Here is a 12,702-nt window from a genome sequence, read left to right as displayed (position 1 = left end):
TATGCATCACATTCACTTCCAAAACATACCCCCTACTCATGCCATGCAACCCCCTAGTGGTGTAGCGACACACTGTCACCACTCGTATCCGGCATCGATCAACGCAGTCGCGCTATCGCTCTTCAGATTGCGTTGCCCGTACACCTGCTCGGTTATCTTCACGTCCGAATGTCGTAAGTTGTCGAATCCTGCGAGACGCCGCACGCCCTTGGAATCGCAACGAATTCTGATGGTTTTCTCATACGCGTATTCTCATACGTGGGGAAACGGATCTGTCAATGATCGTTAATGACAAGCGTAGATGCTCTCTCTTTGGACAACGCCTGTGTAACCTCGTCCTGTCTGCCTGATCTTTCCAACTAGTCCGGCATGGCATGATCATCGGATGGGCGCGTCGTTTGCATATGGTCTGTGCTTGCGCTCTATTCCCGCCATCGTGAACAGAGCGGAATTTCCGAATGAAGGAAAACAAATAAAACAAGTAAAAAGAACGCCGGACCGTGAATGCGCCTGTCGGCGCAAGGGCCGCTCGCAGCGGCAAAAAATGGAGCCCGGGGCAATGCACGACCCGACGCGGCTACCACTGTACGGCATTTTTCCCGGTCCGCCAAACCGATACCACCGACGTGGGCGTGTTCGGCTGCCCCGCACCGCGCGCGTCAAACAAACATCGTACCTGTCACACAAGATGCCCATCCGTCGCCTGTATGCGTCAAACAAGCACCAGAGCTGCCGTGAGGTGCTTCTTGGCCGCGTGTGTGCGTCAAACAAGCACCGGGGGTTGGCCAGGGTGTTTATCTGCCACATGCGTACATCGAATGAGCATTGAGGCTGTCGCCAAGTACTTATCCGTTGCATGGGTGCGTCGGACAAGCACCAGAGCTGTCGCAAGAGGCCCATCCATCACAGACGTGCGTCGAATATGCGCCGGACCGATCTCTCCGCAACGGAATGTCGGTCAGTTGCGGCGCGCCGTCCGCTAACCTCGCGGCTCACCCTCAGCCTCGGCCCAGGCCGATGTTCCCGCTCACAGCAACCCTACTCCAGCCGCCCCTCGCGCCAGAGCCGCGCTCCGGCCTTGAAATCCTTGGACGTGGAGTGCAGCGAGCGCGCGGTCTTCAGCAGATGCGCCGCTCCCGAGCTGGCGATCCGGTTCGGCCCGGCCAGCTCCGCTTCACGCTCCTGGCGTCGGCGTGCCTCGGCCACGAGCCCAGCCGAGATCACGGCGCAGAACGCGCTCGCCCGTTCCATGGCCACGGCGAAATCACCGACAAACGCGCCGGAAAGAATGGAATCCGCCGTGCGCGCGATATCCTCGGCCGTCGGCGCCTGATCCACACCCGCGATCGCCGACGACGCTCCCGCCACCGGCTCGCCGATGCGCCACAGCCGCGAGATCGACTCCCGGTTGCGACGCATCCACGTGCGCAGCATGTACAGTCGCCACAGCACGCCGGGCAGCGAATCCGGGTCGCCGCCGCTCCACAGTTCCGCCACCAGATCCACGCCCTCATGTTCCACGAGCGTGAGCACGCGTGTCACGGTCTGCGGATCCTGCGTGTGATGCACGCGGTCGAGCAGCGAAGCGGCCGTGGTGTGGCTGATTTCACTGAGCTGCTGCGGGTCCACGCCGCCGGAGAGATGCTCCATAAGCGCCGGATCGAGCTGCGCGGGTCGGGTGAACCGCCCGGAAGCCGCGAATCCCGAGCCCGCCGCGCGGATGGAGGAGGAACCGTATGAGGAGGAGCTAGTAGACAATGGGGCTTACCTTCTGAATATCGATGATTGCCGGACCGTTGTCCGTGTTGACGATATTAAAGGCTATCGCATGCCCGGTCGCCATGTACGGCGTTTTCGCAGGTAGCTGTTTGGCCAGCGACTTGCGTTCGCACAGTCCGCGCATGTGTTCGAACACGCCGCCGATCACGGGTCGGTGCATGCACACGGCGGTGATCTGTCCGGTCCGCAGTGTGATCTCCATTTCGTGCCGCAGACATTCCCATGCGGAGTCGGGCTGCGATGCGTAGGCGTCTTCGGTCAGATCGTCGGCCATGTTGACGGGCAATCCGGTCTGCCATGCGAACGTCTGGATGGTGCCGACGCAGCGTCGCCATGGCGAGGTGACGAGTCGGTTCACGCCGAAGCATGCGATTTCGCGGGTGAGCGCGTACGCCGCGGCCGATCCGAGCGGCGTGATCGGTCGATCGGCGTCGGTGCCGCCCCAGAATTTGCGTCCTTCCGCCTTGCCGTGGCGAATGAGCAGAAACATCTTCGACCACAGGATTCCGCTTTTGACCTTGCGCACGAATTCGGCGAGGATGTCAAGATCGAGTACATGGGTGAGCTTATGGCGTGCGTCGGCGGGGGACATCCACTGCACGTTGTCGACTTCGAGCCTGTCGGCGTTGATCGGGCCGAACGCGTATCGACGCTTCATTGCGGTTTCATCATCAATGATCGATGCGATCCAGTAGCGGATATGTTTGCTGGGTTTGCGAGGATCGTTACGTCGTTTGCCGCGTTTCCCCTCGTCTTCGAGAGGGTATTCGATCTCGCCGATGTAGGCGCCGAGCGCGACCGCCAGTCCGGTTTCCTCGCCGATCTCGCGCACCGCGGCGTGCCGATGTGATTCGTTGATGTCGAGTTTGCCTTTCGGCCAGCTCCAGTCGTTGTACTTGGGTCTGTGTACTACGCAGACCTCCAGATTTTCCAGTATCAGATCCGAGTCGTGCTGGGCTGCGCCCAATAGCTCGACTCCATCGCGCCAACGGTACACGATGCCGCCGGCTGCCTCGACGACTGTGCTCATAGTGCTTCCTTTGTGTTCGGAGCTGTTCGTTACGGCTCCATTATCGCGCTATGTGGGGTGGGATGTCGGCGATGGGCTGAATTGCCTGTGGGCGTACGTCCGTCGTTGGGCGTTGCCGGATGGGGTTTTCGTTGGCGGCAGACCGTGTTGGCGGCTATGACTGTTTGTGAACGAATGTGCGTGATTATGGACAAATGATGCAACATCGAAGCAAGTGATGCCGATAGCAGAATGGGCATCCTGTTGCAGGATGCCCATTCCGACTAATGCGAACGTCGATCAATGACCAGTTGATTACCGATCACTGATCAAGCTCAGCCAGATCAGATCAGCTGTTGCGCGGACGACGCGTGTGCTTCTTGATCAGCGCCTCCTGGCAGTCGACGAGCGGGTTGCCTTCGGCGTCGCGGGAGTGACGCACGTAGGTGCCGTCCGGCTGCATGTGCCAGGAGCTGGTGGTGTCGGCCATCTGCAGGTCGACGTACTTGATGAGCGCTTCGATCTGCTCGGGGGCGGTGATGCGGATTAACGCCTCGACACGACGGTCAAGGTTGCGGTGCATCAGATCGGCCGAACCGATCCACACCTCCGGACCGGAGGCGGGGCCTTCGCCGATCTGCGGGCCCTGCGAATTCGCGAAGGCGTAGATGCGGCTGTGCTCCAGGAAGCGACCGAGGATGGAACGCACGCGGATGTTCTCGCTCATGCCGGGGACGCCGGGCTTGAGCGAGCAGATGCCGCGCTCCACGATGTCGATCTTCACGCCGGCCTGCGAGGCGCGGTACAGCGCGTCGATCGTCTTCTCGTCGACGATGGAGTTGACCTTGATCTTGATCCAGGCTTCCTTGCCGGCGCGTGCGGCGTCCTCCTCGCGGCGAATGCGCTCGATCAGACCGGAGCGGATGCCGCGCGGAGCCACCAGCAGACGGTGGAACGTGGACTTGGGCGCGTAGCCGGAGAGCTGGTTGAACAGGCGGGTGAGGTCCTGTCCGACCACCGGGTCGCAGGTGAGCAGACCGAGATCGGTGTAGATGCGGGCGGTCTTCGGGTTGTAGTTACCCGTGCCCACGTGGCAGTAGCGACGAAGGCCGTCGGCCTCCTGACGGACCACAAGCGAAAGCTTGCAGTGCGTCTTCAGTCCGACGATGCCGTACACCACGTGCACGCCGGCACGTTCGAGCTTGCGGGCCCAGGCGATGTTCGCGTCCTCGTCGAAGCGGGCCTTGATCTCCACCAGGGCGAGCACCTGCTTGCCGGCCTGCGCGGCGTCGACCAGAGCGTCGATGATCGGCGAGTTGCTGGACGTACGGTACAGGGTCTGCTTGATGGCCAGCACCTTCGGGTCGGCGGCGGCCTGAGCCAGGAACGCCTGCACGGAGGTGGAGAAGGAGTCGTAGGGGTGGTGCAGCAGGATGTCGCGCTCGCGGATGGCGGCGAAGATGTCCTGCGCACGGCTGGATTCGACCTCGGCGATCTGGCGGTTGGTCGTGGGGATGAACTTGGGGAACTTGAGGTCCGGACGGTCCACGCCGCCAAGCTCGAACAGCACGGTGAAGTCGAGCGGTGCGGGCAGACGGTACACTTCCTCGTCGTTCACGCCCAGCTGGTCGGCCAGCAGGTGCGAGAGGAACGGGGAGGTGGTGTCGGACAGCTCCAGACGGATCGGCGGTCCGAAACGACGGCGGAGAAGCTCCTTCTCCATGGCGTTGAGCAGGTTCTCGGCATCGTCCTCTTCGACGTCGATGTCCTCGTTACGGGTGACGCGGAACGAACGGGCTTCCTTGATGATCATGCCAGGGAACAGCGATTCCAGATGGGCGATGATCAGGTTCTCCATGGTGATGAAGCCGTAGCGCACGTCGCCGGACTCGTCTTCGGTCATGTCGTCGACCGGCACCAGACGGGACAGGTTGTCAGGAATCTTCACACGGGCGAAGTGCGACTTGCCGGACGTCGGGTTCTCGACGATCACGGCGAGGTTCAGCGAGTTGCCGGAGATGTACGGGAACGGGTGGGCGGGATCCACGGCCAGCGGGGTGAGCACGGGGAACACCTGCATGCGGAAGAACTTGCTCAGACGCTCCTGCTCGGCGATGGTCAGCTGGCTCCACTTGAGGAGGACGATGTTCTCCTTGGCCAGATCGGGAAGGATGTGGTCGACCACGTAGTGCGCGTGCTCGTCCTGCAGGCGGTGGGCCTGATCGGCGATGGCGCGTAGGGTCTGACGCGGGCTCAGACCGCTCGCCGACGTGACGGCCAGACCGGTGTCGATACGACGCTTGAGGCCGGCCACGCGGACCATGAAGAACTCGTCGAGGTTCGAGGCGAAGATCGCGGCGAAGTTGGCGCGCTCAATCACCGGGAGGGAGTCGTCCTCGGCCAGTTCCAGCACTCGCTTGTTGAACTTCAGCCAGCTGAGTTCGCGATCGAAGAACCGGTCCTTCGGCAACGGCTCGTAGAGGGAGGCGTTGGGGTTTTCGCGGTTGTCCTTGGGAGTCTCCGCGATATGCTCGGCGATCTGGCTTTTCAGGATCGCCTTTGAGGGTTCATTGAATATCTGGGCCATAGCTACCACTTTATTTCGTTATGCGTGTTTTTGTGGTTCGAAACGGGAGAATTCAACGGCAATTCATATTCCCCCTATCTTTTCGGTGAATCCCGGATGAATTAGGCCGCTTGTTTCATACTGTCGGTGATGCGGCTGCCGTGGGCGATGCCGAAGACATGCCATACTGAAGGCATGCAATCGGAAACCTTGGAAACCACGAAACCCGTTGCCCGAACCGTTCCGGCAGTCCAGCCGGCACCCGTCCAGGTTGCGGACATCAGCCCCGTCGGAGCCCGACGCACGCCGACGATTCCGCGAGGCACGGTAGTGCTCGCCGCCACACCGATCGGCAACACCTTCGACGCGTCCGCCCGTCTGGCGGCGCTCATGGAACAGGCCGACATCGTGGCCGCGGAGGACACCCGCCGGCTCTACGATCTGGCCCGTCGTCTCGGAGTGCACGTCAACGGCCGTGTGGTGGCGTTCCATGATCACAACGAACGTTCCAAGTCCGACGGTCTGCTCGACGAAGTGGAAACCGGCGCATGCGTGCTCGTCGTTTCCGACGCCGGCATGCCCACGATCAACGATCCGGGACTGTCGATCGTGCGCCGCGCCATCGAACGCGGACTGCCCGTCACCTGCGCGCCCGGCCCATCCGCCGTACTCGACGCGCTCGCCCTGTCCGGTCTGCCCACCGACCGTTTCTGCTACGAGGGATTCCTGCCGCGCAAGCACGCCGAACGCGTGCAGCGGCTGCGTTCCCTGCAGTCCGAACGTCGCACGATCGTGTTCTACGAGACCCCTCACCGCATCGCCGATTCGATGGACGACCTGCTGTCCGCATTCGGCCCCGACCGCCCCATGGCGTTGGCGCGCGAACTGACCAAGGATTTCGAGGAGGTCCGTCGCGGTGGCATCGGCGAGATCCGCCAGAGCGTGATCGATGACCCGCCGCGCGGCGAGATCGTGCTGGTGATCGGCGGCGCGTCCGAGGACGAGGCGCTCGAGGCGTCGTCGTCCGTGCTGAGCGTGGACGAACTGGCCGTGCTCGCCATCGATCGCGCGCTCGAGGACGGGCTACGCATCAAGGATGCGATCGCCGAGGTGATCGAGGAGCATCCGCTGCCCGACGGCTCGCTCGCCAACCGCAAGCAGGTCTACGCCGCCGTGCTCAAGATCAAGCAGTAGGCCAACGCCAAGCGGCAGATACGAGACGCCGAGACGCGTTGCAGGCGGCAGATCTCGGAGGCGGATCATCATCCGGTGACTCCATCCTCCATCGCGCCGAACAGTACCTCGAATCCCCGGGCCACGCCCGGTCCGCCGCACTGCGCCACATATTCGAGCAGTTCGGCGCTCGCCGACGGATTGGCGATCAACCACATGCGCAACTCCGGCGCACGCTCGGCGATCGTCCACAGCACATCGTCGGTGGTGGTCGGATCACACGCCACCTGCGCGGTCAGACGGATCGGTGGTTCCGGAGGCTTCGGACCGCGTTCGTTCGGCGAGGCCGTCCGTTTCACGCCGATCCGGCGGAGCGTGTGGAGACGCCGGTCCGCCTTGCGGGACCGTAATCGCCGACCGGACGTCCGTTGGCCGGCCGAACGTTGTGCGCGTCGCCCCGTTCCGCGCCGCGACCGACGGGTGACGGTCGTGCCGTCGTCGTGTTCGTCACTACGCCGATCATGCCCGCTGTGGCGTCCGTCGCGGTTCGTCTTCCCGAACCGGAGCCTGAGCCGGAATCCGAATCCGGCCCCTCGCCCTGTCGCGCGTACGAAACGTCCCATGACTCCCTCCGATTCTTCAACGCCATGAACGTGGTGATGCCAAGACTGTGTCGCGGCCAGCGCTGGTTGCACCACAATGTGTCCAGACACTGATCCGGATCGATCGAATACCGTTGCATCAGTTCGATGATCATCCGGTTCACATCACAACCCTGCCGTTCGGCCGGTGCCATGCATGCCAGATCGCAGGCCGTGCGTATGGGCGACGTGATCTTCAGCTCGGCCAGACGCATCACCTGATTCGTCATCATCCGACGATTGTGCACATGCACGTCGCGGCCATGCACACGTGCGCGATAGTGCGACGTCGACACCAAATCAAAACAGGTGGGGAACCGGCCGCCGACCCACACCCACAGCGCCAGCTTGCCGGCCGCCGTGGCACCATACGGAATCATCGGCTCCACAATCATCGCGCGACCGATCAACGTGTTCGCATAATCGTTGCGATATCCGCAGGTATTGTCCAATCGGGTCAGCACGCCCATACGGATCAGCCGGTTCAGTGCCATGCATCCGGTCACGTCCTTGCTCCGGACCAGCGATGGCCCCTCGCGTGTTGCGATCCCCATGTTCCTATAGCGGTTTTGTCGTGCTGTGTTCGCTCGTCTGCTTTGACGAACGACTGTGTCATATGAAATGTCGTTCATGTCTCCCGACGTTAGGGCGGGATATGCGATCATGTGGGTCCGACGACGAAAAATGTGGAAAAGTGGATAACCCACGCTTAAAACGACACCCCTGTGGACAACTCCGCGGATTATCCACATTTCAACGTACTGAAACGTCAATGCCCGTACGGATAATCGGGATTTATGAGTCATATTCTTGTTAACGTCGCCTGGCCGTATGCGAACGGCCCCCGCCATATCGGCCATGTCGCCGGTTTCGGCGTCCCCTCCGATGTCTACGCGCGATACGAGCGCATGAAGGGCAACGACGTGCTCATGGTCTCCGGCACCGACGAGCACGGCACCCCGATCCTGGTCGAGGCCGAAAAGGAGGGCCTGACCGCCCAGGAGCTCGCCAACCGCTACAACCGAGTGATCGCCAAGGATCTGTGCGATCTCGGCCTGAGCTACGATCTGTTCACCCGCACCACCACCGGCAACCACGAGCATGTGGTGCAGGAGCTGTTCAAGCAGTGCCTGCAGAACGGCTACATCTACAAGGGCACCCAGCAGGTGGCCATCAGCCCGTCCACCGGACGCACCCTTCCCGACCGTTACATCGAAGGCGAATGCCCGATCTGCCACACCGACGGCGCGCGTGGCGATCAGTGCGATGCCTGCGGCAACGAGCTCGATCCGATCGACCTGATCAACCCCGTTTCCAAGATCAACGGAGAAACCCCGCGCTTCGAGGAGACCGAGCACTACTTCCTCGATCTGCCCGCGCTCGCCGAGGCGAACCTCGCATGGCTCAAGACCCGTGAGGACTGGCGTACCAACGTCATCAACTTCTCCATCGGCCTGTTCAAGGAAGTCAAGCCGCGCGCCATTACCCGCGACATCGACTGGGGCATCCCCGTGCCGGTGGACGGCTGGATCGACAACCCGAACAAGAAGCTCTACGTGTGGTTCGACGCTGTGATCGGCTACCTGTCGGCATCCATTGAATGGGCCCGTCGCAAGGGCGACCCCGAGGCGTGGCGCGCATGGTGGAACGATCCGTCCACTCCCGCCTACTACTTCATGGGCAAGGACAACATCACCTTCCATTCGCAGATCTGGCCCTCCGAGATGCTCGCCTACAACGGTCAGGGCTCCAAGGGCGGCGAGACCGGTGAACTCGGACCGCTGAACATGCCCGAGCAGGTGGTGGCCAGCGAGTTCATGACCATGGAGGGCAAGAAGTTCTCCTCGTCCCGCGGCATCGTGATCTACGTCAAGGACATCCTCGCCCGCTACCCCGTGGACGCCGTGCGCTACTACATCTCCGTGGCCGGTCCGGAAAGCTCCGACTCCGACTTCACCTGGGCTGAGTTCGTGCGCCACAACAACGAGGAGCTGGCCGCCGCGTGGGGCAATCTGGTGAACCGCGTGGCCAACCTGATCGCCAAGAACTTCGGTTCCATCCCGGCCATCGACGAGTCCAAGATGACCGATCAGGAGCGTGCGCTGCTCGAGCAGACCAACGCCGCGTTCGACACTGTGGGCAACTTCCTGGAGAAGCACCACCAGAAGGCCGCACTGGCCGAGGCGATGCGCATCGTCGGCGAGATCAACAAGTACATCTCCGCCGTGGAGCCTTGGAAGATCAAGGACGACGAGGCCCGTCTGGGTACCGTGCTGCACGTGGCCGCCCAGGCCGTGTCCGACGCCAACCACCTGCTGGCTCCGTTCCTGCCCCACTCCGCGCAGAAGGTGTGGGAGGCTCTGGGTGGCACGGGCGTGTTCTCGCCGCTGCCGCACATCGAGGAGGTCGAGGATCTCGACAAGCCCGGCTTCTCCTACCCGATCATCACCGGCGACTACAAGCTGGGCGTGAACGTGCACCCGTGGAAGAGCGAGCCGATCGAGGTGGGTGCTTCCGTGCCGAAGCCGAAGCCGATCTTCGCCAAGATCCCGAAGGAGGCCGTGGCCGAGGAGCTCGAGCGCTTCCAGGCCGAGCTCGACGCCCGCCGCGCCAAGGAGGCCGAGCGTCTCGCCGCCGAGAAGGCCAAGCTCGCCTGAGTCTTGCTTGAGTCTTGCTCGAGTTCGGTGGTTTTCTGGCTTGGCTGAGTTGGCTTGGCTGACTCGACTTGGTTGGTCTGAGTTGATGTGTCTTGACTGAGCCGGACTTGACTTGGCCGGGCTGAGCTGAGTTGAACTGAACTGAGTTGGGCTGAACTGAGTTGAGTTGAGTTGAACTGGGCTGGGTTCCCGGAGGATCTCCTTCGGAAACCCAGCCTTTGGATTATAGGGGCTATAGGAGCTTTCATAGTGCTTGTAATCGGTGTCTGGCTGTATGCCGCGGGTTAAGGGTCAGCACGTGGGTCTTATTCGCGTGTGCCGTTGGTGCGCCGCTGGCTAGTGCGAGTGTCCTGCCCAGCCTTTCCTGTGTAAATCTTTTCCACGCTTTTCCGTGAGGGAAGGTGCGGGATCTCTTTGGGGCCGTGGTTCGCAGACGGGCTCTGCGTTGTTGTGACAGGGGGCTGCGTTGTTATGACTGGATTGCGTTGTCGTGACTGGTTTTGCGACGAGAGAGTCGGTGCCGTCTTCTCCCGGTCTGCGGTCCAGTTTCGGGTTATGAGCCAGGAAAACGGTGCTACCGTGAAACCGGCGATATCCGACTAATGTGAGCTCTCACAGAATCCCTCGTACTTTTTCAGGAAAGACTCAGGTTCCCGCATCATCTTTCCAAGGAATCGCTGGTTATATTTGAGTCGTCAGCGGTTGAACCTGCTGATGAGATTCCAATCGAATCTGATAACTGAACCCTTCTTCTCTCTTCTCTCTCTAGCCCGGCGGTCTTCTCTCCCGCCGGGTTTCTTCTTTTCCGTCCTTTCCCGATTCCCGCTCTGGGTATTACCGGACAGGAATTTGGGTATTACCGGACTCTCATTCTGGGTATTGCCGGACGTCTGGGTGTAACCGGGTAGGTTGGCGGTGCAAAAGAGGGTGTTCGTGACATGGTTATACCCAGAGTCGGTGCTCATGACCCGGTTTGACCCAGATCCGTGTCCGGTTGTACCCAGACTTGTGACCGGTTTGGCCCAGACCTGTGTCCTGTTCGACCCAGCCTCGGTCTGGTGTAACCTACGTCCCTGTCTGGTTTGACCCAGAACGGATCGGGGTTTGATGGTGGAGATCATGTCGGTGGCGGGGCGGTCTTGCCGGTGGTGAGAGCGCTCGATGATCGTAAGCGATGCGGAAACCCACGCGAGGCGTAAGCCATCAGGGCCTGCAACTCCAGCGATTTGGCATTCCGCCAAGTTGATACTCCTCTCGGCCACCAGATCACGATGCCTCTCCGCCAGCGGATCGGCATTCGCAGACTGGCACTTCTCGCAGTCCAGAAAGGTCTGGGACCATGGCCTGCACCAGAAATCGCCGACGCGGCACTCCTCGCAGCCCAGACAGGCCGGCATCAAAGGCCAGAGCCCCCCAAAAAAAGATCGGAGCCACTGACCGACCGACAAACCCTCTAGCCAAGCCCACACTTTTAGGTAACTCCAAGGTTATTGCATCGTTGTGTCCAGAAAGCAGGAGTTATATAAGAGATGTCAGCGGATGATACCGCGGATGCGGTTCCACGGATGGCCCGGCGATGTCGAGTCAGTCGGTAAGCGAATCGGATAACTGAACCCTTCTTCTCTCTTCCTTTCTCTGATTACCCGGCGGCCAGTCCCCGCCGGGTTTTTCTTTTCCGCCACATTCTGGCCTATAACCCCACATTCTCCACATTCCCAACATTCCCCACACCGCTTCCCGCCGTCCTTGCCGCCATCGCCGGATCGACTGTGGCCAGACTCATGTGCATACTGGAGCGTATGGCCAAACATCATCGCGACAGAAGCTGGGCTCCGGCACCCAAACCACTTGCCGAGTGGACGATCGACAACCATACGCACGTCAGGTCCGTGGTCCCGTTCTCGCAGGCCATGAGCCACGAGGCCGCCGTCAAGGGCCAGCCTCCCGTGCCCGTGTATTCCGAAGGCGAACTGCTGGACATGGCCGCCGCAGTCGGCATCCGTAAGATCGTCGACGTCGGCTGTGAATACCCGAATCTGTCCCGCGCCGTCAGCCTGGCCGAGGAATTCCCCGATTGTGTACGCGCCGCACTGGCGATCCACCCCAACGAGGCCGTGCTGCACGGTCATCGTGGAGCGCAGGGCCCGGACGGACTTGAAATCAAATACAAGCCGTGGCATGACATCGACTTTGACGACGCCATCGCCGAAGTGCATCGTCTGGCGGTCGCTCATGCGGATCTCGTGGTCGCGATCGGCGAGACCGGACTTGATTTCTTCCGCACTGGTGACGCCGCCCGTGAGCATCAGCGCGAGGCGTTCCGCGCACATATCGCTCTTGCCAAGGAACTGAACCTGCCCATGCAGATCCACGATCGCGACGCACACGCCGACTGCATCGACATCCTGCTCAAGGATGGTTCCCCCGACCGTACCGTATTCCACTCCTACTCGGGCGACGCCGAAATGGGCCGTATCGCGCGCGACAATGGCTGGTATCTGAGCTTCTCCGGCACGGTGAGTTACAAGGGCAACGACGGCATCCGCGAGGCGCTCGCGCTGACGCCGCGCGACCATATCCTCGTGGAGACCGATGCGCCGTATCTGACGTCCATGCCGTACCGCGGTCGTACGAACGCGCCGTACATGATTCCGTACACGCTCGCCGCGATGGCCGACGTGCTTGACCTGACGATCGACGAAACGGCCGCGCTTACGCGTGAGAACACCCGTCGGGTGTACGGAATCTGACGGCTGAAAGACTGTCGACACATCCGACATCTATGGTCTGACATCATAATAATGGCGGTCCAATATGTGACGAGAATCTTGGAAAATCACCGTAGATCATCGTCAAAAAACCGTATCGAAATCGTTA

At 61.3% G+C, this 12,702-nt stretch carries 8 protein-coding genes; 3 read left to right on the top strand and 5 right to left on the bottom strand.

What is annotated here, in order from left to right; translation table 11 throughout:
* Nucleotides 1-1,038: 1,038 nt before the first annotated feature.
* The 3 genes from EP30_RS08585 to EP30_RS08575 all read right to left on the bottom strand — a co-directional run bounded on the left by EP30_RS08585 (nt 1,039) and on the right by EP30_RS08575 (nt 5,375).
* The gene (locus tag EP30_RS08585) at nt 1,039-1,650 is read right to left on the bottom strand and encodes a hypothetical protein (RefSeq protein WP_375137751.1); all 612 of its coding nucleotides are present in this window, start codon (nt 1,648-1,650) and stop codon (nt 1,039-1,041) included.
* Between the two features lie 97 nt (nt 1,651-1,747).
* Nucleotides 1,748-2,809, bottom strand: coding sequence for an NUDIX hydrolase (locus EP30_RS08580; RefSeq protein ID WP_140557869.1), 1,062 nt, complete (start codon nt 2,807-2,809; stop codon nt 1,748-1,750).
* 328 nt (nt 2,810-3,137) lie between these two features.
* Nucleotides 3,138-5,375: an RNA degradosome polyphosphate kinase gene (locus EP30_RS08575; RefSeq protein ID WP_094663994.1), complete on the bottom strand. Its 2,238-nt coding sequence runs from the start codon at nt 5,373-5,375 to the stop codon at nt 3,138-3,140.
* A 174-nt stretch (nt 5,376-5,549) separates the two neighbouring features.
* On the opposite strand from EP30_RS08575, the gene rsmI reads away from it, so the two are divergent.
* Entirely contained in the window at nt 5,550-6,548 is a 999-nt protein-coding gene (rsmI, locus tag EP30_RS08570; RefSeq protein ID WP_140557867.1) for a 16S rRNA (cytidine(1402)-2'-O)-methyltransferase, read from the top strand.
* Between the two features lie 68 nt (nt 6,549-6,616).
* On the opposite strand, the gene EP30_RS08565 is transcribed toward rsmI, so the two are convergent.
* Together EP30_RS08565 and EP30_RS08560 are read right to left on the bottom strand one after the other, a co-directional pair.
* On the bottom strand, nt 6,617-6,886 hold the full coding sequence (locus tag EP30_RS08565; RefSeq protein ID WP_140557865.1) for a hypothetical protein: 270 nt from the start codon (nt 6,884-6,886) through the stop codon (nt 6,617-6,619).
* Entirely contained in the window at nt 6,883-7,722 is an 840-nt protein-coding gene (locus EP30_RS08560) for a hypothetical protein (protein ID WP_140557863.1), read from the bottom strand. The genes EP30_RS08565 and EP30_RS08560 overlap by 4 nt, the downstream gene beginning before the upstream one ends.
* Before the next feature lie 243 nt (nt 7,723-7,965).
* On the opposite strand from EP30_RS08560, the gene metG reads away from it, so the two are divergent.
* The gene (metG, locus tag EP30_RS08555) at nt 7,966-9,825 is read left to right on the top strand and encodes a methionine--tRNA ligase (protein WP_140557860.1); all 1,860 of its coding nucleotides are present in this window, start codon (nt 7,966-7,968) and stop codon (nt 9,823-9,825) included.
* Nucleotides 9,826-11,624: 1,799 nt separating this feature from the next.
* Entirely contained in the window at nt 11,625-12,575 is a 951-nt protein-coding gene (locus EP30_RS08550) for a TatD family hydrolase (protein ID WP_140557857.1), read from the top strand.
* Nucleotides 12,576-12,702: the final 127 nt, after the last annotated feature.

The organism is Bifidobacterium sp. UTCIF-39 (assembly GCF_006408715.1).
Lineage (GTDB): Bacteria > Actinomycetota > Actinomycetes > Actinomycetales > Bifidobacteriaceae > Galliscardovia > Galliscardovia tissieri.
Note: the sequence above shows the minus strand (reverse complement) of the source record. Positions and strands in the feature narration are given on the sequence as shown.